This is a genomic window from Chryseobacterium sp. AG844, assembly GCF_003182335.1.
GTDB classification, from domain to species: Bacteria; Bacteroidota; Bacteroidia; order Flavobacteriales; family Weeksellaceae; genus Chryseobacterium; species Chryseobacterium cupriresistens.
This window is the reverse complement of the sequence record NZ_QGTV01000025.1, coordinates 1-24,244: the sequence shown is the minus strand read 5'-3', so window position 1 is coordinate 24,244 and position 24,244 is coordinate 1. Positions and strand designations below refer to the sequence as shown.

Sequence of the window (24,244 nt, the reverse complement as noted above, 5' to 3'; positions counted from 1 at the left end):
TAATTTATTTTTAAAAATTTAATTTCTAAAAATAATAATGTGAGTTTTTATTACTTTTAGATTATGAGCAGAAAACACAAATTTCATGAAAAAGAAGGAGCATATTTTATAAGCTTTGCTACGGTATTTTGGATTGATATTTTTACAAGAATTGAATATTTCAATATCATTATTGAAGCATTAAATTATTGTAGAAAGAATAAAGGAATGACTATTTTCGGATATTGTATCATGCCCAGTCATATACATTTAATTTTCAGATCAGAAAAAGGTCAACCTTCAGAATTAATAAGAGATTTTAAGGGTTTTACTGCTAAAAAGTTGCTTAAGGCCATAGAAGAAAATAATCAGGAAAGCAGAAAAGAATGGTTATTGTGGATGTTCAAAAAAGCAGGAAGCCAAAATTCTAATATAAAAAAATACCAGTTTTGGCAGCAGAATAATAATCCAATAGAAATATGGACGTTGAAAGTATTTGAGCAAAAACTAAATTACGTTCATCAAAACCCTGTGAAGGCGGGCTTTGTCATGGAGCCTTGGGAATGGAAACACAGTAGTGCCAGGAATTATTGTGATGATTATGATGAGATTCTTGAAATAGATGTTAATTCATGATTGTGGACACGAGAGGGACGCTCGCGCCAGCAAAAGGGAAAACAACGAAGTAATAACAGTTGTTTATTTTTATGAAAAGTTTTCGGCGCGGCCACCGGCCGCGCCAAAAACTTCCACCATTCAAACATTCATAAAAAAATCCGGCTGTTTCAAAATTGAAACAGCCGGATTATATTTATTTTAATTCCCTGCTTAAAAGCTGGTAATCATTAAAATTTCAAATCTCCATTCACTTCTCTTACCGCGTTAGCAGCTTCAGCGAATTTCAATTGCTCTTCAGCAGTTAAAGTTACATTTACGATTGATTCTACTCCATTCGCTCCGATAATCGCAGGAACACCTAAGCAGATATCATTTTGTCCGTACTCTCCTTCAAGCATTAAAGAACAAGGAATCATTTTCTTCTGGTCACATGCAATGGCCTGAACCATTACAGAAACAGCAGCACCTGGAGCATACCAAGCTGAAGTTCCTAATAATTTGGTAAGCGTAGCACCACCTACTTTCGTTTCTTCGATGACATATTTTTGTTGCTCATCACTTAAGAACTCAGTTACAGGAACTCCGTTTCTTGTTGCTTTGCTCAATAATGGAAGCATACCTGTATCACTGTGAGCAGCGATTACCATTCCGTCAACATCAGAAATCGGAGCTTCTAAAGCTTCAGCCAATCTGTATTTGAATCTTGCAGAGTCTAATGCACCACCCATTCCGATGATTTTGTGCTTAGGAAGACCTGAAGTTTTGTGAACAAGGTAAGCCATAGTATCCATTGGGTTAGAAACCACGATGATGATTACTTCCGGAGAGTGTTTTACTAAGTTTTCAGTAACTTCTTTCACGATACCAGCATTGATACCGATCAATTCTTCTCTTGTCATTCCAGGCTTTCTAGGAATTCCTGAAGTGATTACTGCTACATGAGAACCTGCAGTTTTGCTGTAATCTCCTGTTGTACCCGTAATTTTTGTATCAAATCCGTTAAGAGATGCTGTCTGCATCAAATCCATTGCTTTCCCTTCAGCAAACCCCTCTTTAATGTCTACCAAAACTACTTCTGAACAGAAGTTCTTCATCGCGATGTATTCTGCACAGCTTGCTCCTACAGCGCCTGCACCTACTACAGTTACTTTCATATTGTTACTTTTTAAATTATTTTTTTGTTAGTTAAATTTTAATTTGAAACTCCCCAAATTTAACAATTCCTGAAAAATTGCGCAATTTTTCAGGAATTTAATTAGATTTAAAATAAATTAGTTGACGTTCAGTAAAAACGTATATAGTTTTTTCGCACCGGAAAGCACTTCATGGTAGTTTTTTTCAGCGACTTCTGTATCCAGAACTTCCTTGAAGCTTTTCCACATTGATCCTGTATTTTCCTGATAACATCCGAAAAAGTTGAAGGTAACCTCATCGAAACCTTCTGTTTTAGAAAGCTGCTTTGCAATCACATTTCCACCAAGGGTAGAACCTTCAATCACGTACATTGCTCCAAGCGCTTCATGCTCATTATTAAAATCCAGAGGTTGAAAAACTTCCTGATTTTCAATAGAAAGGCTTTTCAGGTCTTTTTCAATAAGGGAAAGCTTCTTTCTTGCGTCAAGCTGAAGTTTTTCTGTATACTTGTCAGAAAGGCTGCTGAATATTTTATCTTCACTGTGAAGAAGCATCAGGTAATTGGTATGGATGATTTTTTTATAATCCTCTAAAGTGAAGGTTTTGTTGAAAATCTTCTCAGAATTAAAAAGTTTTTCTGCTGCATCGTGATACTCTGCTGTATTCTGTTTAAGATATTCTGATACCATAAATAACGTTTTAAAAGTTTCTCAAATGTAAGGCTTTTTGAACGTTAAAATAAATGAAGTCCCCTCATTATTACTCTCAAAATCAACATTTCCTCCAAGTCTTTGCATAATGCGGTGCACAATAGATAGTCCCACTCCGTTTCCTTTGAATTTTTTGGCATTATCCATCCTGTTAAAGATTTTAAACATTTTATGTTTTTCCTCCACAGGAATACCAATACCGTTGTCTGAGATCCTGTAAATAATGGTTTGCCCGTCTTCTATCCCTTCAATTTCTACTTTTGGAAGATCTTTATGGGAAGAATATTTCACAGCATTGTTGATGATGTTCAGAAACACCTGATGAAGCATTGTCTTATCAGCCAGTACATCCGGACACTCTTTGATGATAATCTCACTGTTGGCACTTCCGTAGGTCATCTTGGCATTTTCAGATATCTTCTCAATAGTATACGTTGTTTTCAGACTTTCAAGCTGAATTTCGCTGTGCTTGGCACGGCTCAGCTGCAGGACGTCATGCATCATTTCAGCCATATTATCAATTTCTTCAATAATTGCATTGATCTTGGCTTTACTTTTTTCAGAATTATCAGCAAGATTTCCCAGAAGCATTTGTGCATTCAGTTTCATCACGGTGAGAGGTGTTCCCAGGTCATGAGAAATAGTGTATGAAAAACTGTCAAGTTCCTCATTTACTTTTTTAAGCTCATCATTAAGCCTTTTAATCGCATTGTAATTTTTATGGGAAGTTTCTAAGATCAGATCCCTTACAGCCTGTACTGCACTTACATTTCTGGAATTCCATCTTTTTGAATGCCCTTTGATATTTTCTGTAAAAATGCGGAATGAAGTTCTGGGAGATATCATTTGTCTTTCCTCTCCGTTCTGAGAAAACACACTTACTTTCTTCTCCGGATTTCCTGCCCAGTTGATATGTTCATCAAACTCTTTTCTGAACCAGATCAGCATTTCATTTTTATCCCTTTCAATAAAATAGATGGCAATTCCTGCTGCATTTTCAGTCAGTTCAAGTTCTTTGCCATAATCTTTAAGGAAGTTTCGGCTCACATAAATACGTTCATTGGTATTACTAAGAGCCCATGCTGCAACTCGTCCAATATTTTCATGATCAGGAGTACTTCCGTCTGTTATTATATTTTCATCAGAAACAATGGCAAGACCATCAGCTTCCGGTAAGTTTCTGATTTCTTTTTTACATTCAATAAGAGAATCAAAGAGATTGTTATGCTTTAAAAATTCCGTTTTCAGCTGAGACATTCTCTCATTGAGTTCCAACCGGTAATTCAGTTCGTTTTTTGATTTAAAAGAAGAATAGGCATTCGCTGCCAGAGCCGTAAAAATTCCGGCCTGTACTCTATCTTCAAGATCAATATGTTTAGCTTCAACATTCTGGCAGGTTACCAGGCCCCAGAGATGATCATCAATAATAATGGAAACACTGAAGCTGGACGCCACTCCCGAATTTTTCAGATACTGTGCATGAACCGGTGACATTCCCCTGGATGCGGAGTAAGTAAGATCAATATTTTCAGGGCTTCTGCTTAAAATAGGAACCGTATCCGCATATACATTGCTGAAGATTCTTTTTCTTTTTTTCAGATAAAGATCGCGGGCCTGTTTCGGAATATCAGACTCCGGGTAATGAAGCCCCAGAAAGCTTTCCATATTTTCGTTTTTCTTTTCTGCGATTACTTTTCCGGAACCGTCCATCATGAATTTATAGACCATCATACGATCATAATTCACCACCTTTGAAAGAGTTTCCAGAAGATGGTTCCAGAGTTCCTTTTCATTATCGATGATGTAAAAGTTATCATATTTATTGGAAATTCGTTTATTGGGATTAATGATAACCTCTTCGAACTCCAGAAAAATATAAAGTTCACTTCTGAAAACAGAGAAATGATATTCTGTACCATTAATAAAAATCTTATCGAAATAAGTTTCATTCTTACGTCTGGTAAACTTATCCAGTGAAGTATAGATTTCTGAATCAATAATGCCCTGAAAACTTTCCGGAAAGTCAGTAATCTTTCTTCCGAACAGCTCCTCTGAGCGCTCAATTTTAAATAGATCCGAAATATTCCTGCTAAAAAAAGTAATGGTACGGAACTCTGCGTCAATGCCAATCAAATAGCCAAAACTTTGTATAGAACCCGGAATATGGATAGGCTCTTCATGGCATTCTATAAAACTCATATATCTTTTCAGTCTGTTAATCAAATATAACGATTTTTCTGAACAGCTTTCTATTTTGTGGTATCTAATTTTAAAACACACAATACCAACACTTTACAACACAAAACAGTGAAAATACAGAAGAAAAAAAACATTAAAACATTCTTTATTTTTTCATCCCTTTTATATCATATCATTAAAATATACAAAAAAAAATTAAACTATCCAATTATCATTCTTTAACCATGATTCATAACATAAATTACATATTATTAATCCAAATGATTACTTTATTTAAACAAATTTTGCTAAATTTATATCACTAAATAATGAATATGATTAAAATACATTGAATTATTCACAACAAATTCAATATAAAATTTAAATTCAAATAATACTATTATGAAAAAGTTCCCATTAATTTTATTTTCTCTGATCCTTTCTATAGGATTATGGAATCCTTCTGAAGCATGTACAAGAGTAGTGTACAAAGGTCCCCAGAATACCGTTATTACAGCCCGTTCCATGGACTGGCGTGACGAAATCCCTGTCAATCTCTGGGTTCTCCCAAAAGGGATAGAACGAAATGGACTGGTAGGCTCTAAATCTGTGAAATGGACCGCCAAATATGGAAGCCTTGTAAGCTCTTCATGGGATATTGCTTCAGCTGACGGCATGAACGAAAAAGGGCTGGTTGCCAACCTGCTTTGGCTGGGAGAATCTCAATATCCTAAATTTGATGGAAAAGGTAGTAAAAAAGGTATTGCCATTTCATTATGGGCACAATATTATCTTGATAATTTCGCTACAGTAAAAGAAGCCGTAGAATTTTCACGCAAAGAGCCTTTCGTAATTGTTAGTGATTATATTCCGGGAACTGAAAGATTTACAACCGTCCATCTTTCCATTTCGGATGCTTCAGGAGACAATGCAGTATTTGAATATATTGACGGAAAGCTTGTCATTCATCATGACCCGTCTTACACGGTAATGACCAATTCTCCTATTTTTGAGGAGCAGCTTGCCCTTAACAATTACTGGAAAGGTATTCCGGGGACCGTTATGCTTCCGGGAACCAACCGGGCAGCAGACCGCTTCGTAAGAGCTTCTTACTATATCAACGCGATTCCTCAGACTGCAGATACCCGCACAGCAGTAGCCAGTGTTTTCAGCGTAATCAGAAACTGCTCTGTTCCTTACGGGATCACTTCTGCCACAGAGCCTAATATTTCTTCTACAAGATGGCGTTCTGTTTCTGATCAGAAAAACCTTGTGTATTATTTTGAAACAGTCTTTACTCCAAACACTTTTTGGGTAGATCTTAAAGAATTTGATTTAAGTCCAAAAGGTAAAGTAATGAAACTGGATCTTAGTAATTACCGCACCTACAACGGAAAATCCAATGCAGAATTTAAAGAATCTGCTCCGTTCACATTCTTAGGATTAAAATAGATATTTCACCACAAACTACTTATGCTTAAGTAAATCTGGTCCCTGCAGATGAAGACCTAAGTATTCCGCACTATGAGTGAATGTATGATCATTCAAAATGCATCAGATACATGTGGTAAAATAAAATTCACAATTAAAAAAACAAAATAGATATGGCCTTTTTTTCGATTAAAAAGAAAAGCCTGATTCTGTGTATGCTGGCCTGTGGGTTATCTGCTTATGCACAAAATCAGGATTCTCTTAAGACCACCTCTGCTCTACAGGAAAAAAATGATGTTAAATATCCGCAGTTGCAGATCAAAGGTCTTTTTCAGGCACGTTACCTTGTTGGGATGAGTAAAGATGTAGACGTAAACGGACTTCATCACACCGATGGTTCCGGAACTGACAATAATTTCATGCTCAAATACATGAGGGTTCAGGTTCGCGCGCAGATCAGTAAACGTACTGAAGTTGTAGTTTTGGCCAACCTTGCCGATTTTAAAAATGATCCCAAAAGCAGAGTTCTTGAAAATGCTTACCTGAAGTATACTTTCAATCCCAAATTAGCGATTACTGTAGGACAGTTCAGACCCTGGTTCGGTATTGAAGAGACTTACCCTATTGATATTATTAAATCTTTAGACTGGTCTAACCAGTATACGGAATTCGGAAAGCTGGGCTGGACAAGTTTCCAGATCGGAATGTCTGCTACAGGACAGCTTCAGCTGGGAGAAATTCCTTTCCAATATGCGGTTTCAGTGGTGAACGGAAACGGAAAAAACCAGGTTAATGATAATGACAACGGAAAACAGTATTCTACCCGCCTTGTTTTCGGATTATCAAAAAAATACAATTTCAATGTAGGTCTGAATGGCGGTATCGGGGAAGTTTTCAGCAAAAAAGTATATGCGCTGGGCGTAGATCTGAGCTCACTGATTCAGTTTGATCCAAAATGGAGCCTTGATATGCAGCTGGAAGCTAAGCAGGCTACCAACCATGTTCTGTACAATTCTATTGCTCCTGAAATTCGTCCTGAAAACCCAGATCAATATCTGATCCGTGGTGCCTATTTTCTTCCGAACCTAAGATATGAGATCAACCACAAAAACCTCAGCGCCTTCGAATTATCCTGCCGTTACGAATATCTTGATACCAATTTCAGAATGGCTTCCAACCCAAGACAGACGATCACCCCGATGTTCGGATTGGAATTCCTGAAAAATTATGGGGCAAGAATTCAGCTGGGAGTTCAGTTTGACCGCTATAAACATCAGATAGAAAATACATCACAATACAACAATAATCTATTCATTGTACAGGTACAAAGTAGATTTTAACGATTAAATAGTAGTATCATGAAAGAAATTAATATTAAAAACGTAGCGATCACATTTGTTGTTGCGTTGATCATATGGTTCATTCCTGCTCCGGAAGGTGTTGCAGAGAATGCCTGGCATCTGTTTGCCATCTTTGCGGCAACCATTTTAGGAATCATTCTTAAGGCAGCACCAATGGGAACAATGTGTATGATGGCCATTGGTTTTACAGCCCTTACGCAAGTGGTAGCTCCGGGAGACGCAGGAAAATCCATTACCAAAGCGCTTTCCGGTTTTGGAGACAAAGTAATCTGGCTGATCGGGATTTCATTCTTTATTGCCAGAGGATTTATCAAAACCGGATTGGGAAACCGTATTGCCTTTTTATTCATCAGAGTTTTTGGAAAAAGCTCACTGGGACTGGCTTACGGGTTAGGACTTGCCGACGTTTGTCTTGCGCCTGCTATTCCGAGTAATACTGCAAGAGGTGGTGGGATTATTTATCCTATCATGAAATCTATGGCGATAAGCTTTGATTCTGTTCCTGAAAAGCCGGAAACCCATAGAAAGCTAGGGTCATTCCTGACTTTGAACAGTTATTACATGAACCTGATCGCTTCTTCTATGTTCCTTACCGGGACAGCCAGTAACCCGATGTGTCAGAAGTTTGCAGCCAACCTTGGTATTGATATTACCTGGATGTCATGGGCAGCAGCAGGTTTTATTCCGGGTGCAGTAGCATTCTTTATCGTTCCTTTGGTATTGTATAAATTATATCCGCCTGAATTGAAAAAAACGGGTGATGCTCCTAAAATGGCAGCTCAGAAATTAAAAGAAATGGGGCCTATCTCAAGAAATGAATGGCTGATGCTGCTGGCATTCTTCATTCTGTTAGCCCTTTGGATATTTGGAGGAGCACTTTCTATTGATGCTACTACTACAGCCTTTATCGGATTAACATTATTACTACTAACCTCAGTATTAACCTGGGAAGATGTAAAAGGTGAAAAAGGAGCTTGGGATACGATCGTTTGGTTCGCTGTACTGGTGATGATGGCAAGCTCTTTAAATGAGTTGGGGTTCATTGGATGGTTCAGTAATCTTATCAAAGTACAGATTGGAGGTTTGAGCTGGCAGGTAGCTTTCCCGGTTATTATTGTAGTATATTTCTTCAGTCACTATATTTTTGCCAGTGCTACTGCTCACGTAGCGGCTATGTATGCTGCCTTGCTGGGTGTCGGTGTTTCTTTAGGAATCCCACCAATGCTGCTGGCAATGATGCTTGGTTTCATGGGTTCAATTTACGGGGTACTTACTCATTACGGCCACGGTCCTGCACCGGTATTCTTCGGAAGCGGATATGTTGACCTGAAAGTCTGGTGGCTCAGAGGTCTTGAAATTGGAATCGTTCTATTGATCATTTATATGGTTGTAGGAGGATTGTGGATGAAAGTCTTAGGATATTATTAACCAATAAATCAAAAATATGTTATCAACACTGTCAAGAAAAATGCTGATGTGCCTTACAGGACTCTTTCTGGGATTCTTCCTGTTGATTCATTTCCTTGGAAATCTTCAGCTTTTTCTTCCACAAGAACAAGCGCACCTGCAGTTTAATGCTTATTCGCATTTTTTATCAGGAAATATCATTATCAAAATAGTCTCTTACGTTTTATATGCCAGTATTATTCTGCACGCAGTAGACGGACTGATGATTACTTTAAAAAATAAAAAATCAGGAGGCGATTATCAAACGGACAGACGTGGAAGAGCTAGCAAGTGGGCTTCCAGAAATATGGGAATCCTGGGAACATTAATTCTGATTTTCCTGGTGATCCATTTCCAGAACTTCTGGTATATCTACAAATTCGGAAATCCTTCTTTGGATGAGAACGGAAATAAAGACCTCTACATTCTGGTAGTGAATGTCTTTAAAGAATGGTGGTACGTTATCATTTATGTTGTATCAATGATCGCTTTGTGTTATCACCTGATTCATGGAATACACAGTGCTGTAAGAACCCTGGGATTATATCATCCTAAGTTTGTACATTGGTTCAAAACGATAGGAATTGCTTATTCAATTATTATCTGTGCAGGCTTTGCATTGATGCCAATTTATGTATTCTTTACTTATCATTAAACAGAACGGTCATGATTTTAGATTCAAAAATACCACAAGGCCCATTGGAACATAAATGGGAAAATTATAAAAAGAAAGCAAGACTCGTTAATCCTGCCAATCGTAAAAAACTGGATGTCATTGTTGTTGGAACAGGTCTGGCGGGTAGCTCAATTGCTGCTTCTCTGGGAGAAATGGGATATAATGTCAAATCATTCTGTTTCCAGGACAGCCCGAGGAGGGCACACTCTGTGGCAGCACAGGGAGGCGTGAATGCTGCCAAAAATTATAAAAACGATGGCGACAGTGTCTACAGAATGTTTGTAGACACACTGAAAGGAGGAGACTTCAGAGCCCGTGAAGCCAATGTCTACAGAATGGCAGAATGTTCTCTGAACCTCATCGACCAGGCTGTTGCACAAGGTGTACCTTTCGGGCGGGAATATGGCGGATATCTGAACAACCGATCCTTCGGAGGAGTTCAGGTAAGCCGTACTTTCTATGCGAGAGGGCAAACGGGGCAGCAGCTTCTTCTGGGAGCTTATCAGGCTTTAATGCGACAGGTTGGAAAAGGTTCCGTTCAATTATTTTCAAGACATGAAATGCTGGATCTGGTGACTGTTGACGGCAAAGCCAGAGGAATTATCGTAAGGAATTTAGACACGGGAGATATTGAAAGACATGCAGCACACGCTGTAATATTGGCAACCGGAGGTTACGGAAAAATTTATTATCTGTCTACCCTTGCCATGGGATGTAATGGCTCTGCCATCTGGAGAGCCCATAAAAAAGGAGCTTTAATGGCTTCCCCAAGCTGGATTCAGGTACACCCTACTTCCCTTCCTCAATCCGGAGATTATCAGTCTAAACTGACCTTAATGTCTGAATCATTACGTAATGACGGCCGAATCTGGGTTCCATTAAAAGAAGGGGAAACAAGACAACCCAATGACATTCCGGAAAATGAAAGGGATTATTATCTTGAAAGAAGATATCCGGCTTTCGGAAACCTTGCTCCAAGAGATATTTCTTCCCGTGCAGCCAAGGAAAGAATTGATGCAGGTTTCGGAATCGGACCTTTGAAAAATGCAGTATATCTTGATTTTTCCAAAGCAATACAGGAACAGGGAAAAGATAAGATTAAAGAAAAATATGGAAACTTATTCGATATGTATCTTAAAATAACAGGATATGATGCGTACAAAGAACCTATGATGATCTCCCCTTCTGCGCACTTCTCAATGGGCGGCCTTTGGGTAGATTATGAACTGATGACTACTGTTCCGGGATTGTTTGCTTTAGGTGAAGCTAATTTTGCCGATCACGGAGCCAACAGATTAGGTGCCAACTCACTTCTGCAGGCCTCAGTTGACGGATATTTCATTGCGCCTTACACCATTGCCAATTATCTTGCGGATGAAATTCACACCGGAAAAATTTCACCGGATACTCCTGAATTTGAACAGGCTGAAAAGGCCGTTAAAGATCAAATTAATGGCTTCATCAATATCAAAGGAACCAAAACCGTTGATTATTTCCACAAAACATTAGGAAAACTCCTGTATGATTATTGCGGACTGGCCAGAAATGAAGAAGGACTGAAATACGCCATTCAGAAAATCCGAAAACTGAAACAGGAATTCTACAAAGACGTAAGAGTTTCCGGACAGGGAGATAAAATGAATACCGAACTGGAAAAAGCAGGCCGTGTAGCCGATTATTTCGAAATCGGAGAACTGATGTGCTACGATGCATTAACCCGTAACGAATCCTGTGGTGCTCACTTCAGAGAAGAATTCCAGACTCCGGACGGAGAAGCCATGAGAAATGATGCAGAATACCAATTTATTTCTACCTGGGCCTGGAAAGGTGAAAATGGTGAACCTGAACTAATTAAGGAACCTTTAATCTTTGAAGAAATTCAGCCAACTGTAAGAAGTTACAAATAAAAACAGAAAATTATGGATTTACATCTTAAGATATGGAGACAGAAAGACAGAAAAAGTGAAGGAAAACTGGTTCCTTACGACCTTAAAGGGTTGAATCCACACATGTCTTTCTTAGAAATGCTGGACACTTTAAATGAAAAACTGATTATTGAGGGTGATGAACCCGTTGAGTTTGACCACGACTGCCGTGAAGGAATCTGCGGACAATGCGGGATGATGATTAATGGTATTGCCCATGGTCCTTTGAAAAATACAACCACCTGCCAGCTTCACTTAAGGTCCTTTAAAGATGGGGAAACGATTCTGATAGAGCCATTCCGTGCTGAAGCATTTCCGGTGAAGAAAGATTTAAAAGTAGACCGTTCTGCTTTTGACAGAATTATATCTTCGGGAGGTTTTGTATCTGTGAATACAGGCCAGGCTCCTGATGCCACAGCAATTCCCATGACTCACCAGACGGCTGAGGAAGCTTTTGATTCTGCTGCGTGTATCGGATGTGGAGCTTGTGTTGCCACTTGTAAAAATGGAAGTGCAGCTTTATTTACCTCTGCAAAAATCACTCACATGGCACTCCTTCCTCAGGGAAAAGAAGAGCGAAGCAAAAGAGTACTGGATATGGTAACCCAAATGGATACGGAATTATTCGGGCACTGCTCCAATACAGAAGCCTGTGAAGTAGAATGTCCTCAGGGAATTTCTGTCCTGAATATTGCCAGAATGAATTTTGAATATAACAGGGCCTTGTTTTTCAGAAAGAAGAATTAACCCGAGAAAATAAGGATGCTACATTTAAAAGGGCGAATTTGAATCTTCAAATTCGCCCTTTTTATTTTTTGTCAGAGATGATTTTTTCTTTTTATGCATCCATCATCGCCACCACTCTCGCCGGAGCTGCAGAGCCGCCAACAATTTTTAACGGAAATACACAGATTTTAAATCCGGATGGAGGTAATGCACTGAGATTTGTAAGCTGTTCGATGTGTAAATATTCTTTTTCGATTCCTACACGATGACCTTCCCAGAAGAATTCAGGATCATTGAGTACTTTCGCTTTCTGAGCCATATATTTCAGAGGAAGATCCCAGCCCCACTGATCAATTCCCATTACTTTTACACCCTGGTCAATCAGCCATTCTGTAGCTTCTTTGCTCATTCCCGTTCCTTTTTCCACAAAATCCGGAGTGCCCATCATTTTGTCACGATCCGTTCTGATCAGAACAATATTTCCTTCCTGAATGGTAATTCCGTTTTTATCGAGATCTTTTTTCAAATCCTCAACAGTGATAGCAACAAAATCTTCTTTATGCGAACAATCAATCACAATTCCATCTCCGTAGCACCATTCCAGTGGAATCTGGTCTATCGTTTTAGCAGGCTTTCCTTCCACTACAGGGCCATAATGCCAGGGAGCATCAATATGTGTTGTAGCATGAAGCCCCATATTTTTGATCGTGTCATCAGCCCAGCCTGTCCAGTTTTTAGGAAAAAGTCTTGATGGAAGTTTTAATGCCAGACGAATGAGCCAATGTGATTTTCTATGTGCTTTATGTTTAATTTTCACCCGCATAAACCACGGATCTCCTGCATTGTATTGGATAGGCTTTGTCAGATCGACAATTTTTGTTTTCATATGATTTAGCTAAGAAGACAAAGATAATGAATAAGGTAAAAAAACGAATAGATATTAGCAAACGAAAAAAAGATTAGCTGTTACTAATCTTTTTCTAATTCTAATGGGTTTTCGTATTTTTTATTTTCTTCCCGTTCTTTTTGTCTTTGCCTTATTATTTCTTGACCTTGTATAATGGTTGTTCCATAACTTGCGAGTACAGCAGCGGCATTGGCTTCATTATTTCTAACTGCTTGTTTTAATTTTTGTTGTGTGGTTTCTATAGCATCTGTATATCTGCTCTTTTTAATGGTAATTAATTTACCATTTAATTTAGATGCAGGTATAGATTTTACCAATTCAAAATCAAAATCTCCTTTATCATCTGTTATTTTAACAATCAGTCCTGGTAATCCGCTAAATTTATATGGACCGTAAGGCAACGGAATTTCGGGAGCATACCATGCTATCCAGTTCCGACCTTTAAAAGTAACTTCTGCTTTTTTACAAATAATTGTATTGATTACTTTGGTCTCATCCACAAGCCTCCAGTTCTTTATTATTGGTTCTTTATAGGTAAGTAAAGACATTCCAGCTGATCTAAAATATTGTATATTTTCGTTGGATTGAATTATGGCAAAAGATAAACCTGTTTTTGGAATCACTACCCCTTTTTTCCAGCCAAGAGTTATACTGCCATCAGCATTCTTTGTACTTGTTCCTGAAGTGGCCATTACCGAATCACCTTTTAGCGATATAACACTTGCAAAAAATGCACGGTTATCTCCTATCTGTAATGAGAATTGTTCTTCATGCCGATAATCAGTCCGTGTATCGAATTTTGCTTTTAATTGATAGGTAAATTCCCCACGCAGAGTATCCTGTTTGTATGATTGTGTATAAAATAAAACACTATAAAATAAAATGAATATTTGTATTAGTTTTTTATGGTAATGCATAAGAGATTTTTTTTTATAAATTGCACTTATAGTATTAACTATTACTATAAGTGCATTTACATTAATTAGGCTAGATTATTACTAGGTCCATAGTGAGAAGCTGGCTTACAATAATTTGTTTCAAGAGCATCAATCCAAGCATTTGCTTGCTCAGCGGTCCAATCTTGAGTAGTTGTAGCTTTTACTCCACAAGAAGTTTCAGCATACCAAACTTGACCTGCCTTTACAGTTTTAAGGTCTTCACGAGTCAATTTTTTAATTTTTTTCATAAAATATGTTTTTTAAATTAAGTCTCAAATATATACAACTAACTCACATCTGAAGGATATTTTTCATTATGTTAAATAATTGTTTATCTGATAAAAACATATTTTTTACTTAAAAATTTCTGTATAAAATTGAATTGATTTTTATCCTGTTACTTAAACAAAATGCATTCATTAAAAAAATTCATCTGAATATTTTTTTATATGTTAAATGGTCAATGTCAAACAGAGACTTTACATCTAAAGTCTGAAAACATGTAATTATTCTGATGTATTATTATCAGATTTAGCGTTTTTGCTTTTTGCTGTTTTGTCTTTTACTCTCTACAACCCTCTGGGAATCATAATCTTCTTCGGATCATTTTCATCATACATGATCTCAATAGTTCCTTGTTGAGGAATGGAAGAAAGCTTTAAAAGACTCACAATTTTCTTATAAACAGCAATATGTTCAGTCCCTCTGAAATCCTTGAAACTTACCTGAAACATGATTTGTGGCTGATCGTTCACTGTAAGGCCTGTCTGGCTTACACTGATAATATTGGCTTCAGCATTTCTTCCTGAAAAAAGAATACGTTCTTCTTTTGTATTTTTTAAAAACTTCCCGAAAATAAGCTGAAAAACCAGGACATAAATAATGGTCATCACCCCGCTGAAAATAATCGGGTGCATGAATGTCAGAAACCTCCAGCCGAAATCAAAAGATTCTCGCCAATAGAAATAAGAGTATATGCCAATAACATAAGCCATCAATAATACAAGAAATACGATTCTTAAAATCATTCCTGATGTATTGAATCCCACTTTCTGGTCACTTAAAATAAAATAAGGTTCCTGTGATACCTTAGGATTCAGCAGTACTTTGATTTTGTTTCCTACATCAAATCTTTTCTCCTGCGGTCTGGAATCATGAAACATCATTTCATGTTCTATCAGCGTATTGCTGAGATTGGGAAATGAAAGCCCGACCTGAATGAGATTCATGTTTTTTTTAGGAATGTATTTCAGAAGCTTATAATCAATAATTTTGGCTTCTCTTGGAATTCCATTCTGTACAATGGACCGGATCGTATTTTTCTCTTTAAAAGTTGTTATGAAAAGCTTATTGATAAAGAAAATAATCACATATCCCCATATTAACAAAGAAAAACCGAGATACCCATAGCTCACCGCTAATGAATTTCTCGGTTCTGTTGCCAGCTCCTCTGTCATCATGTAAATGAAAATTGGAAAAGGAACACAGAAAAAGAAGAGAAAAGCTCCCCAGAAAATGATCATCAATTTCATAACTGTTATTTTGTAATCAGGAATAAAGTTATGATATTATTATGAATGGGAGATTTCTTTTTATACCTCTTTTTCGAAATAAAGTCTGTAATATTTTCCCTTATCATCCTCACCCATTTCGATTTTCTGCCGGTCTCCGTGGATGTAGATATGGAAGTTTTTATCTAATTTAATGATACTTTTAAAGTGTCTCTGCGTCTTTTTTACAGCTGCTTCACTGATCGGGAACTCTTCAGCAATATTTACCTGCATGTCCTGTTCGTAGTCTGTTTTAAAGTTTACAAAACTTTCAATCACATGCTCATCTCCCAAGACTTCATTGGCAAATTCATCCAGCTTGAATTCTTCTTTTTCTTTGAAGAAATTGATAGACTTGTTCAGGAAATCTGCCTGGTCTGCTTTGGAAACTTCAAATTCCTGAGGAAGCTGTTTGGTAATATAATCTTTATACACCATCAAAGCTTCCTGCGTGTGGAAATATTCATCATCACGCTGTTTTACTTTCAGAAAATCTTCGAACCAGTAATACATATCTCCGTTTTTATTGTTGTCAACCACGGAAAGTACATATCCGGTTTCTTTATTATTGTTGTAGATCAAAGCAGCCTTATCAATTTTAGATAACCCGATTCCCTGATCTTTTTCAATATCAAATGTTTCTTCAGCAGGATTGATTTTCAGGAAAGATTCTCTCTTTTCTGTTTTAAAAATACCGATTTTATCCACCCTGTCCGGACGGTCGCTTTCATCTTCAAAAAGTACGATGAAAAGTTCACCGCTCTGAACCCTTGGGTTTTCTGCAGCTTCAAAAAGATGTTTGGCAATGTTCTCGGATTCCCAGATAAATTTGGATTTATCATCAAAAATTTCAGAAACAGCACTGTACACCGGATTATTCACCAGATAGGTGTCACTGTAAAAATGAAAAGTTTCTTCTGATTTGAAGGATCCTAAAAAGTAATCTTCAAGCATTTCTGCCATTCCTTCTTCCAACTTCAACTCCTCCTGGGAAAGTGTCAGCGAATCTCCGTTGATCTTATTTCCGACTCTGTGTACTATTATTTTTGAAAACATTTTCTGAATATTTGGACTGCAAAGATATTCATTCTTATTCTTTCTGCGAAACTTAAAAATTGTCATTTTATATCACTCTCTTTTAACCACCCCGTCAAAAATTCTTTGAATTTTCGCCACCCCTCCAAAGGATGGGAATTATCAGTCCTCAGATTAGTAAGAAGGTGTGATAGCAGCAATTTTTGTCTTTTTATTTTTTCCAAATTGATAAAAACCTTATCATTTTGACAGGCTTTTTTGATTTAAAAATTCAACTACAAAATCACAACAGATTATATATCAATATCTTAATTAAATTCCATTTTCATCGGAATATCATTGGCATCATCATTTGAAAACATAGAAAAATGGACTTAAAGACTTTAAACAGAATCGACAAGCTCAGAAGGTTAAAAAGCAAAGGACCTGCAACTCCAAAATGGCTTAAGCCCTATCATATGCTCTTTTTTGCTTTTTTAACCATTTTCATTTTTGGAGCTTTCATCAAAATACTCGAACACTATCACCATTAAAATATAATACGATGAACTATTTACAAGCCGTAAAGGAAATCACCGATGTGGTTCCCGATTTTGAAAAAGAAGTACAGGAAATTAAAATTCAAAACTCATACAGCATTATCCGCACCTTCACGGAACGTATTAAAAACATGATCCGACAGAATGACAGAAATCTGCTGTTCAGGAGTTTACAAAAGATGGACAAAATTTACACTGACGGAGATACAGTTTTAAAGAATGCAATTGAGACAACCTTTATCTATTCTCTGGACAATTGTACTGCTTTCTGCAGTGAGGAATACAGAAAAGTGATTTTTAGTCATATTTCTGCCAACCTTCAGAAAGTATATTCAAGACAAATTTACACTCACGGCATATAAACGTTTTGTTACATTTTTTATCCGTTTCATTACAAAGTGTTTAAATTAAACAAAATTAAAAATAACTCACAATCAATAGATTATGAAAAACAAAATCAGAAAAATTTCAGACTGGAAAACCTGGAAAACAACGACTAACAGGCACAATGCAGAGATATTACTCACTCACATTGCTGTGATCGTCGGAGTATTTATTTTTGCAGCCTGTCTTTAAATTTTGGTATACATTTCGCTGCACTAAAAAGTGTTTGAAAAATTCTTAATTATGATGAAAGTACAAATGCAAACTATTAATCAAAAAATAGCTGTTGAATACTTAAAATTTTTCTATCCGCCACTTCGCAATGAAATCACCCAGCTGTCTGTACAGGACAATTTCGCCGGGATCATGCAGGCTACCGTAAATTATCTGAAGCACCTGCTGCAGGAATCGAAGATCAATATCATTGCCCATCACATCAAGTTGATGGACTGGATCTACAGAAACGGGAATTCTTATGTAAGAACCATGATTGAAAACCTGTTTGTAAGATCTTTCGAAAGCTTCAAGAAACACGCAAAGATCCAACATTGGAAACTTCTTTACCAATATATGCCTGTCAGCTTCCAGATCATTTATAATGAACAGCAGAAGCAGGATCAGATATATTTTGGGAAATAAATTAAGTCAAAAGGCGAAAAGGTAAATACATGTTTACCTTTTCACCTTTTATTTTTACCTTTGCCCAATTATAACTTCCACTCTATTTCGTTTCCCTAATAGATGTGAAACTTCTTTATAAATATACCATGAAATACTCTTTTTATACCCTGATAATGACATTGTCATTGATCTCGTGTGAAAACAACGATAATATAATTGATGATCCGAGACCTGTTGATAAAAATGTTTACTCGTTTCACTTTAAAAGTTATACTGTAAAAAATACGGTTTTGTACAAAGGATCAAACGGAGAAAAATCTACTCCGGATGAATCTTATCTTACCGATTACTGGAGCTTATACCAGGAACCTGCCTGGAAAAAAATAAACCTGGATCTTAAAAGCAAGACGATCAGGTTATCCTCAGAAACCTCAACTACAGATTTTACCTACAGCTTCACCATCGTAAATGACTCTGTGCTGATCAAAGAGAACAACAATAATAAACCATCTTACATTGGTGATTTCCATAAAGACACTTCTTCATTCACCTTAAAAAGAACGTACCGATACGTTAAAAAAGTTCCCCGAGATGACCAGGACGCACTATTAATTACCAAAAGTTCTCATTTTGGAACAACTCAATACGAAAATATTTTCGGTAATATATTCTCCAAACCTTCTGAAATGATCAAAACAGGAGATCAGGTTTTATGGAGCAATATTGAATATTCTTATCAGGAATAATTGTCATGTATGATTATCCAAAGCAAATCCCCGGAAAAAGTAAGTTCCGGGGATTTGTTTATAAAAGGTGATAGATCTTATTTCTTCACAAATACTTTCTCTATGATCTGTGCTTCTTCATTACTTAGTTTTGAGGCTTTCCCTAGCTTTGTAATGAAAGCTGTAACTTCTTCCGGTGTGACCGGTGATCCCAGATTTTCTCCTTTGGCATCAAAAGAATCCGCTAAAAATTCTCCCTTGGAATTAAGAATCAGCCAGAAAGGGAGTCCGGCATTTTCGCCATTAAATTTATTCATCAGCTCTTGTCCACCGGGATTCTCAAGACTTTTTTTATCACCTCTTTCCTGAACGTCAATGTAGGCTGTGACAAATCTCTTATCAAAAATAGGTTTGGTTTCAGGAAGATCCATATTTTTTTCCATCATTTTGCACCATTTGCACCATGAAGCATGGAACACCAGTAAAACATTTTTCTTACCTGCTTTAGCTTCTGTGAAAGCCTTATTTAAGACAACATCTGCTTTTTCCTGTGCTGCTCCCAACTGAAACAATAACAGGGTTATAACGATAATAATTTTTGAGTATTTCATTCTGAATTTTTATTTAAAATCTAAACGAATTTAGGTATTTAATCGTTCAGTTATTTTATCTAACTTTAATTATCTTATAAATAATGAGCTATAAATATTTTTACTGTTTTCTATTCACGTTTAGTCTTACAATATCTAATGCTCAGGTCTCTGAAGCAGTAAAAAAACTGGCACAGCCTTTAGACAATGTCTCATATGCAGAGTCTCCTAATATTGGAGTTGGAGGTGAAGAAAGCAAAATTTATAGTCAATTTAAAAAAGTTGCCAAAATAGCCAGTAATGATGAACTCTATTATTTTGCAATGAATGGTAGCAATTCTTTAAGGGTTTATGCTGGTCAGGAACTATTTAAAAGAAATGATAAAAGATTTTTAGATATCTATACATTTTATTCCGCCAATCCTTTGATTATGAAATATACTCAAGGCTGTGTTGGAAAAAATAAAAATATTTCAGAATTTTTAAAAGATGAAGTATACTCTACCCAGTATTATATTTCGCTGCGGGATCAGTTATTAAAAAATAAAGATAAGCAAGATGAAATATCAAAATTACAATTAGACCAAATCAAGGAGCTGGGTTATGGGAAACTTACGGAAGAAAATATCAATGCAGTTAAAAAGCAGTTAGAAAAAATTGATAATAAAAAATCAAACTAAAATTTATCTGCTCAATATAATCGGCAAAACCAAAAGTATAAAAAATATTATTATACCCGCCGAATTTTCGTTGGATAATGGTTTTATTTTAAAGAGTATTCAAACAAGACTTAAAATCTTTTTAATATCCTTAAGGTTTTCCACATTTTATGATTAGAATAATAATTTTATATTTAAATTATTAAATATTTAAAAAATATAATTATGAAAAAAGTATTATTACTTTCAGCATTTATGGTTGCTGGACTTGTTTGTGCTAAAGAAAGCACTTCTAACAAATTAGAGGCAAAAAAGGAAAAACAGCAAATTGCAGCCTTTACAAGGTATTTGGTGACTATCAAAACTATTTGTGGAACTACTTATCAAACAGTTTTTGATTCTGAATTTGATTCAAGTGATTGCCTTTACAACGAATGGGAAATGTATAACAATCAAGATTGTGGACATTCCAGTTATGAAAATCCAATGACGTAATGAAAAAAATAATGGGCTGTCTTTTAACAGCCTATTTAATTATAATATTTTGAGTACCTATGAAACCACTTTTTAGAATTTTTTTGTTATTTCTTTGTTTTAACTATGTGAGAGGTCAAGAAAAAAAAGATTATTCGGAAATCGAAGTAAAGTATAAATATACTTTTGTACAAGATACTTTGGATAAATTATCTACAATTAATGAGCCTATGGTATTACTCACTAATGGGAAAAAATCTATATATTATAGTGAAAATTATAAGGCTGCAGTGGATGGTTTTGGGAAAAAACTGGAAGATGCAATGAAGACCGGAAATATTGTTGATCCCGGCTCTCTTCCGAGATCTAAGGTAAAGCATAATGTATATAAGGATGAAAACAAAATCTATATATCAAATTATTTAGGGAGAAATTATTACACCTATGAGAGTCCTGATAAACTTGACTGGCAAATTGATAATAAAAGCACTTCTACTATTGGCGGCTATAAATGTAATAAAGCAGTTGTAAGTGTAGGAGGAAAAAAGTTTATAGCTTGGTTTACTTATGATATTCCGATAAGTGATGGTCCATACAAATTTAGAGGACTTCCTGGATTAATATTAAAGATCAATGAGTTGAATAATTATATAGGTTTTGAACTTATATCAATAAATAAAACGAGTTTACCCATTGAGCAAAAAAAAGGGTTAATTGTATCCAAAGATCAATTTATAACAAAGAGAAAAGAATATATGAATGACCCGTATCAAGGTAAAATTAATAACCCTGAGTATAGAAAAATGATTGAGGATAATAAAAGGAAATATAACAATTCTTTAGAATAAAAAAATGGAACACCTGAATTTACAGGTTTTCCATTTTTTACTCATTATTTCTATACATCATTATATCATTATAGCCAGCATTATGAGTGAGCTGTGTACCTGTAATTACAGTTGTAGCATCATCAAAAGGATTTCTACAATATCCGTTTTGTTCCATCCAGTTACATCAATTTAAAATTTGAACCAGAAGCCAGCTATCCTTATCATAACCATCCTGCAGGAGAGGAATTATTTATACTGGAAGGTGTTGCAACTATTGCAGGAGCCCGACTTGAAAAAGGAGATTATCTACATACTCCGCCTGATTTCAAACATTCCGTGAAATCTGAACATGGCTGTACCATTCTTTTTGTTGTACCGGAAGAGTCATATCCCACTAGTGAGTTTATTGATTTCGAGTCAACTATAGAAGAATTTCTTGGGAACTTAAATTTTTGGATTAAAAACTCAAGAAATGGTTTAATTGTTAATTTGGATATTGACTATTTCTACTCTCAACACAAAAAACTTTACAAGATTTATTCTGATGAACTAATAATAAATGTCGCAACAATTTTGCTGGAAAATATGGATAAAATAGATGTTCTGACAATTGCTCTAAGTCCTGAATGTTGTGGTGGATGGGAAAATGCTTTTAAAACATTAAAAGTTATAAATAACATAATGGATTTAGGTTTAGAAATTTAAGCTTTGCAACAAATAACTATTATGTTCATATGTACTGATATTTTGTTTTACAGTTTTATTTTAAATAAAAGTGGTTTAAAATCACAATTTAAATACTGAAACGATTAATTTGTATATTTGATGAAAACAATAACTGCTATAACTTAATGACAGAACTTCATCTTGATCTTACTATAGATAAACTAAGCGGACCAACTAAAGAGCATATAAAAGTAAATAATTACTGGGCTGCTGTTGGGCTTGATCGTTATCATAAGAACTCTAAAGCTGAATTTGAATTTAACATTGATGGGATATCAACCAAAAACATTGTTACCTGGGACTCAAAATTTCCAAAAGTTGCAATGAAAGAAGACAAAGATATTGCTAACCACGGTGGCGTTGCATTAGCTTGGTTTGTAATGTCTGTCATAATGGATTACAAATACGTGGAGCAAACGGAAATTGGCGATGGCGTTGATTACAGGTTTTCCAAAACCGAACCCGATGATGACGATTTAAATTTTCTTGATGAAGAATATCATTTTGTAGAAATATCCGGTATTTTGGAAGAAAAAAAATCAAATACTTTAGTTAATCGTATCAAGAACAAGCACGAACAAATTAATAGAGGCTCAAAGAGAGACCAATCATCATCAGTAGTTGTCACACTTTTTGCTAAACCAACAACCGTAAAAGAGATTCATAAATGAAACCAAAGTTACAACATAGAGAAGCTATGGAATACTCATTTAAAGCAAAACAGGCTTTAGATGAAGGTGACTTTGAAGCTTCATTAGAACTGTATAAAAAAGCCGCTAAATTAGAAAGTGAAGTAGCAGATTTCTATTTCGACAAACCAGACCTTGAACCTACAAGAAGTATATTGGTTAGGAGTGCAGCATTTCTAAATTTAAAGGCAGGAGAAATTCAACAAGCACAAAAATTTATTTTTTTTGGTTTAACAAATAGTAACGATGAGGAAGTTAAACAGCAATTAGATGATGCCTTAGAGATTTTAGTTTCTTTAAAAAACATTAATCCTTTTGGTCAGACCAAAGAATATACCTACTTAAGCATTCTTCGGGAAAACAGCACACATTATACTATTGAGCCTACTAAACTTGAATTCGGCCATTCGGTTACTTTAGAAATGATTAAAGATTTTACAGATAATTATTTGAAATCTTTAAAAGCGTTTGCACTTACTAAAGTAAAGCGTTTAGCTAAGTTTAGAGATGATAGTATCGGTGACCTTCAAAAGGAAATTGACAGAATTATCAATCCAGTCATAACTAACTCAAGTTATGGAAGCTTTCGATTCTCAATTGCTAATGACTGGATGAAAAGAAATGACGAAGAAAAGGAAATCGTTAATTTAAAGTCAAATATTGTAAAAACTTTCCATAATGAGATATTCATTAATCCTCTTGGTGAACAACAAATTAGTGAAATTAAGGAAGAATTTTCAGAGGAGGAAATTAATGAAATTTTTAGACCTCTAGCTAAAATCAAATCAAATAATTCAGGCTATAGCATCGGAGTTTATGATACCGATTCATTTTCAAAAAAGTATATTCCAAAAATTGTTAACAAGCAAAAAAAAGAACTACTAACAACAAAAACATTGTCTCAAGAAGATATCGGTGAACTTGTCACTACCATATCTCTTAAACGTACATCTGAAAAGGGAAAAGTTTCAAAGAAAACGCTTAAATCTGAAGAATTTAAAAAATATGAAACGACTTTCAAATTAAAAGAAATTGTTCCAAAAGATAAACCTTCACTTATATTAACCGAGGAAATTTTGATTGATATGCTATTTGATTCAAATATCGGTTTTACGTTTTCATTTGATGATTTTAAAATATCACATACTGATATTGAATATCAAAAGGCCTATGATGGTTTTAATAATAATTTCTATGCTAAAATCGTATCACTGCTTAACAAAACTGATTTAAATACCGAGGAAAGAGATGATTTACATTTAATTAGTAAGTACATTGGAAATCTTGATGCTTTAAGATGAATTAGTCAATACTTAATCTGACAGTTATAATCAAATTAAATAACTTTAAAACAGATTAAGTATTATGACAACACAACAAAAAATCATCAAAA

General features: G+C 35.5%; 27 protein-coding genes. 18 read left to right on the top strand and 9 right to left on the bottom strand.

Features of this window, described 5'->3' with window-relative positions; all coding sequences use genetic code 11:
* Positions 1-63: 63 nt before the first annotated feature.
* Entirely contained in the window at positions 64-615 is a 552-nt protein-coding gene (locus DEU40_RS19210) for an REP-associated tyrosine transposase (protein ID WP_110011343.1), read from the top strand.
* A gap of 209 nt (positions 616-824) precedes the next feature.
* Here DEU40_RS19210 and DEU40_RS19200 read toward each other — a convergent pair whose 3' ends face one another.
* The 3 genes from DEU40_RS19200 to DEU40_RS19190 form a co-directional block, all read right to left on the bottom strand.
* Complete coding sequence (locus DEU40_RS19200; protein ID WP_034699354.1) at positions 825-1,751, bottom strand: malate dehydrogenase; 927 nt, start codon at positions 1,749-1,751, stop codon at positions 825-827.
* Positions 1,752-1,868: 117 nt separating this feature from the next.
* On the bottom strand, positions 1,869-2,420 hold the full coding sequence (locus DEU40_RS19195) for a biliverdin-producing heme oxygenase (RefSeq protein WP_110011341.1): 552 nt from the start codon (positions 2,418-2,420) through the stop codon (positions 1,869-1,871).
* Positions 2,421-2,441: 21 nt separating this feature from the next.
* The gene (locus DEU40_RS19190; protein ID WP_110011340.1) at positions 2,442-4,640 is read right to left on the bottom strand and encodes an ATP-binding protein; all 2,199 of its coding nucleotides are present in this window, start codon (positions 4,638-4,640) and stop codon (positions 2,442-2,444) included.
* A gap of 381 nt (positions 4,641-5,021) precedes the next feature.
* Here DEU40_RS19190 and DEU40_RS19185 point away from each other — a divergent pair, with 381 nt between their 5' ends.
* The 6 genes from DEU40_RS19185 to DEU40_RS19160 all read left to right on the top strand — a co-directional run bounded on the left by DEU40_RS19185 (position 5,022) and on the right by DEU40_RS19160 (position 12,205).
* Positions 5,022-6,071, top strand: coding sequence for a linear amide C-N hydrolase (locus DEU40_RS19185; RefSeq protein WP_110011339.1), 1,050 nt, complete (start codon positions 5,022-5,024; stop codon positions 6,069-6,071).
* Positions 6,072-6,223: 152 nt separating this feature from the next.
* Entirely contained in the window at positions 6,224-7,390 is a 1,167-nt protein-coding gene (locus DEU40_RS19180) for a porin (RefSeq protein ID WP_110011338.1), read from the top strand.
* A gap of 18 nt (positions 7,391-7,408) precedes the next feature.
* Complete coding sequence (locus DEU40_RS19175; RefSeq protein WP_062674169.1) at positions 7,409-8,839, top strand: anion permease; 1,431 nt, start codon at positions 7,409-7,411, stop codon at positions 8,837-8,839.
* Between the two features lie 16 nt (positions 8,840-8,855).
* Positions 8,856-9,512, top strand: coding sequence for a succinate dehydrogenase cytochrome b subunit (locus DEU40_RS19170; RefSeq protein WP_110011337.1), 657 nt, complete (start codon positions 8,856-8,858; stop codon positions 9,510-9,512).
* An 11-nt stretch (positions 9,513-9,523) separates the two neighbouring features.
* Positions 9,524-11,440 carry a fumarate reductase/succinate dehydrogenase flavoprotein subunit gene (locus DEU40_RS19165; RefSeq protein ID WP_110011336.1) on the top strand — a complete coding sequence of 639 codons (1,917 nt, stop codon included), beginning with the start codon at positions 9,524-9,526 and terminating at the stop codon, positions 11,438-11,440.
* A gap of 12 nt (positions 11,441-11,452) precedes the next feature.
* The gene (locus tag DEU40_RS19160; protein ID WP_110011335.1) at positions 11,453-12,205 is read left to right on the top strand and encodes a succinate dehydrogenase/fumarate reductase iron-sulfur subunit; all 753 of its coding nucleotides are present in this window, start codon (positions 11,453-11,455) and stop codon (positions 12,203-12,205) included.
* A 91-nt stretch (positions 12,206-12,296) separates the two neighbouring features.
* Here the strand turns inward: DEU40_RS19160 and DEU40_RS19155 are convergent, their stop codons facing one another.
* From DEU40_RS19155 to DEU40_RS19135, 5 genes are all read right to left on the bottom strand, one after another.
* Positions 12,297-13,070, bottom strand: coding sequence for a cyclase family protein (locus DEU40_RS19155; protein WP_110011334.1), 774 nt, complete (start codon positions 13,068-13,070; stop codon positions 12,297-12,299).
* Positions 13,071-13,153: 83 nt separating this feature from the next.
* The gene (locus DEU40_RS19150) at positions 13,154-14,008 is read right to left on the bottom strand and encodes a GLPGLI family protein (protein ID WP_110011333.1); all 855 of its coding nucleotides are present in this window, start codon (positions 14,006-14,008) and stop codon (positions 13,154-13,156) included.
* A gap of 65 nt (positions 14,009-14,073) precedes the next feature.
* Entirely contained in the window at positions 14,074-14,277 is a 204-nt protein-coding gene (locus DEU40_RS19145) for a bacteriocin-like protein (protein ID WP_110011332.1), read from the bottom strand.
* Positions 14,278-14,598: 321 nt separating this feature from the next.
* The gene (locus DEU40_RS19140) at positions 14,599-15,561 is read right to left on the bottom strand and encodes a hypothetical protein (protein ID WP_110011331.1); all 963 of its coding nucleotides are present in this window, start codon (positions 15,559-15,561) and stop codon (positions 14,599-14,601) included.
* A 60-nt stretch (positions 15,562-15,621) separates the two neighbouring features.
* The gene (locus DEU40_RS19135; RefSeq protein ID WP_062674158.1) at positions 15,622-16,635 is read right to left on the bottom strand and encodes a nucleoid-associated protein; all 1,014 of its coding nucleotides are present in this window, start codon (positions 16,633-16,635) and stop codon (positions 15,622-15,624) included.
* A gap of 347 nt (positions 16,636-16,982) precedes the next feature.
* Between DEU40_RS19135 and DEU40_RS19130 the strand changes: the two genes are divergently transcribed.
* From DEU40_RS19130 to DEU40_RS19115, 5 genes are all read left to right on the top strand, one after another.
* The gene (locus tag DEU40_RS19130) at positions 16,983-17,147 is read left to right on the top strand and encodes a hypothetical protein (protein WP_228406568.1); all 165 of its coding nucleotides are present in this window, start codon (positions 16,983-16,985) and stop codon (positions 17,145-17,147) included.
* An 11-nt stretch (positions 17,148-17,158) separates the two neighbouring features.
* Positions 17,159-17,515, top strand: a complete 357-nt coding sequence (locus DEU40_RS19125) for a hypothetical protein (protein ID WP_110011330.1) — start codon at positions 17,159-17,161, stop codon at positions 17,513-17,515.
* An 82-nt stretch (positions 17,516-17,597) separates the two neighbouring features.
* Entirely contained in the window at positions 17,598-17,729 is a 132-nt protein-coding gene (locus tag DEU40_RS22790; RefSeq protein WP_262510407.1) for a hypothetical protein, read from the top strand.
* A 51-nt stretch (positions 17,730-17,780) separates the two neighbouring features.
* Positions 17,781-18,176 (top strand): hypothetical protein, encoded by a 396-nt coding sequence (locus tag DEU40_RS19120; RefSeq protein ID WP_110011329.1) that lies wholly within the window; start codon positions 17,781-17,783, stop codon positions 18,174-18,176.
* A gap of 128 nt (positions 18,177-18,304) precedes the next feature.
* The gene (locus DEU40_RS19115) at positions 18,305-18,904 is read left to right on the top strand and encodes a hypothetical protein (protein ID WP_110011328.1); all 600 of its coding nucleotides are present in this window, start codon (positions 18,305-18,307) and stop codon (positions 18,902-18,904) included.
* A 77-nt stretch (positions 18,905-18,981) separates the two neighbouring features.
* Here the strand turns inward: DEU40_RS19115 and DEU40_RS19110 are convergent, their stop codons facing one another.
* Positions 18,982-19,494 (bottom strand): thioredoxin family protein, encoded by a 513-nt coding sequence (locus DEU40_RS19110; RefSeq protein ID WP_110011327.1) that lies wholly within the window; start codon positions 19,492-19,494, stop codon positions 18,982-18,984.
* An 83-nt stretch (positions 19,495-19,577) separates the two neighbouring features.
* Here DEU40_RS19110 and DEU40_RS19105 point away from each other — a divergent pair, with 83 nt between their 5' ends.
* From DEU40_RS19105 to DEU40_RS19080, 6 genes are all read left to right on the top strand, one after another.
* Positions 19,578-20,153, top strand: a complete 576-nt coding sequence (locus tag DEU40_RS19105; RefSeq protein WP_110011326.1) for a hypothetical protein — start codon at positions 19,578-19,580, stop codon at positions 20,151-20,153.
* Positions 20,154-20,357: 204 nt separating this feature from the next.
* Positions 20,358-20,627: a hypothetical protein gene (locus tag DEU40_RS19100; protein WP_110011325.1), complete on the top strand. Its 270-nt coding sequence runs from the start codon at positions 20,358-20,360 to the stop codon at positions 20,625-20,627.
* Between the two features lie 59 nt (positions 20,628-20,686).
* Positions 20,687-21,454, top strand: a complete 768-nt coding sequence (locus DEU40_RS19095) for a GLPGLI family protein (RefSeq protein WP_110011324.1) — start codon at positions 20,687-20,689, stop codon at positions 21,452-21,454.
* A 141-nt stretch (positions 21,455-21,595) separates the two neighbouring features.
* Positions 21,596-22,141 (top strand): cupin domain-containing protein, encoded by a 546-nt coding sequence (locus DEU40_RS19090; protein WP_110011323.1) that lies wholly within the window; start codon positions 21,596-21,598, stop codon positions 22,139-22,141.
* Between the two features lie 146 nt (positions 22,142-22,287).
* Positions 22,288-22,833, top strand: a complete 546-nt coding sequence (locus DEU40_RS19085) for a hypothetical protein (protein WP_110011322.1) — start codon at positions 22,288-22,290, stop codon at positions 22,831-22,833.
* On the top strand, positions 22,830-24,152 hold the full coding sequence (locus DEU40_RS19080; protein WP_110011321.1) for a hypothetical protein: 1,323 nt from the start codon (positions 22,830-22,832) through the stop codon (positions 24,150-24,152). Before DEU40_RS19085 ends, DEU40_RS19080 begins: the two co-directional genes overlap by 4 nt.
* Positions 24,153-24,244 lie beyond the last annotated feature (92 nt).

Coding starts and splice junctions, on each gene's coding strand:
- DEU40_RS19210 (WP_110011343.1), top strand. CDS start 64: ATGAGCAGAAAACACAAATTTCATGAAAAAGAAGGAGCATATTTTATA.
- DEU40_RS19200 (WP_034699354.1), bottom strand. CDS start 1,751: ATGAAAGTAACTGTAGTAGGTGCAGGCGCTGTAGGAGCAAGCTGTGCA.
- DEU40_RS19195 (WP_110011341.1), bottom strand. CDS start 2,420: ATGGTATCAGAATATCTTAAACAGAATACAGCAGAGTATCACGATGCA.
- DEU40_RS19190 (WP_110011340.1), bottom strand. CDS start 4,640: ATGAGTTTTATAGAATGCCATGAAGAGCCTATCCATATTCCGGGTTCT.
- DEU40_RS19185 (WP_110011339.1), top strand. CDS start 5,022: ATGAAAAAGTTCCCATTAATTTTATTTTCTCTGATCCTTTCTATAGGA.
- DEU40_RS19180 (WP_110011338.1), top strand. CDS start 6,224: ATGGCCTTTTTTTCGATTAAAAAGAAAAGCCTGATTCTGTGTATGCTG.
- DEU40_RS19175 (WP_062674169.1), top strand. CDS start 7,409: ATGAAAGAAATTAATATTAAAAACGTAGCGATCACATTTGTTGTTGCG.
- DEU40_RS19170 (WP_110011337.1), top strand. CDS start 8,856: ATGTTATCAACACTGTCAAGAAAAATGCTGATGTGCCTTACAGGACTC.
- DEU40_RS19165 (WP_110011336.1), top strand. CDS start 9,524: ATGATTTTAGATTCAAAAATACCACAAGGCCCATTGGAACATAAATGG.
- DEU40_RS19160 (WP_110011335.1), top strand. CDS start 11,453: ATGGATTTACATCTTAAGATATGGAGACAGAAAGACAGAAAAAGTGAA.
- DEU40_RS19155 (WP_110011334.1), bottom strand. CDS start 13,070: ATGAAAACAAAAATTGTCGATCTGACAAAGCCTATCCAATACAATGCA.
- DEU40_RS19150 (WP_110011333.1), bottom strand. CDS start 14,008: ATGCATTACCATAAAAAACTAATACAAATATTCATTTTATTTTATAGT.
- DEU40_RS19145 (WP_110011332.1), bottom strand. CDS start 14,277: ATGAAAAAAATTAAAAAATTGACTCGTGAAGACCTTAAAACTGTAAAG.
- DEU40_RS19140 (WP_110011331.1), bottom strand. CDS start 15,561: ATGAAATTGATGATCATTTTCTGGGGAGCTTTTCTCTTCTTTTTCTGT.
- DEU40_RS19135 (WP_062674158.1), bottom strand. CDS start 16,635: ATGTTTTCAAAAATAATAGTACACAGAGTCGGAAATAAGATCAACGGA.
- DEU40_RS19130 (WP_228406568.1), top strand. CDS start 16,983: ATGGACTTAAAGACTTTAAACAGAATCGACAAGCTCAGAAGGTTAAAA.
- DEU40_RS19125 (WP_110011330.1), top strand. CDS start 17,159: ATGAACTATTTACAAGCCGTAAAGGAAATCACCGATGTGGTTCCCGAT.
- DEU40_RS22790 (WP_262510407.1), top strand. CDS start 17,598: ATGAAAAACAAAATCAGAAAAATTTCAGACTGGAAAACCTGGAAAACA.
- DEU40_RS19120 (WP_110011329.1), top strand. CDS start 17,781: ATGATGAAAGTACAAATGCAAACTATTAATCAAAAAATAGCTGTTGAA.
- DEU40_RS19115 (WP_110011328.1), top strand. CDS start 18,305: ATGAAATACTCTTTTTATACCCTGATAATGACATTGTCATTGATCTCG.
- DEU40_RS19110 (WP_110011327.1), bottom strand. CDS start 19,494: ATGAAATACTCAAAAATTATTATCGTTATAACCCTGTTATTGTTTCAG.
- DEU40_RS19105 (WP_110011326.1), top strand. CDS start 19,578: ATGAGCTATAAATATTTTTACTGTTTTCTATTCACGTTTAGTCTTACA.
- DEU40_RS19100 (WP_110011325.1), top strand. CDS start 20,358: ATGAAAAAAGTATTATTACTTTCAGCATTTATGGTTGCTGGACTTGTT.
- DEU40_RS19095 (WP_110011324.1), top strand. CDS start 20,687: ATGAAACCACTTTTTAGAATTTTTTTGTTATTTCTTTGTTTTAACTAT.
- DEU40_RS19085 (WP_110011322.1), top strand. CDS start 22,288: ATGACAGAACTTCATCTTGATCTTACTATAGATAAACTAAGCGGACCA.
- DEU40_RS19080 (WP_110011321.1), top strand. CDS start 22,830: ATGAAACCAAAGTTACAACATAGAGAAGCTATGGAATACTCATTTAAA.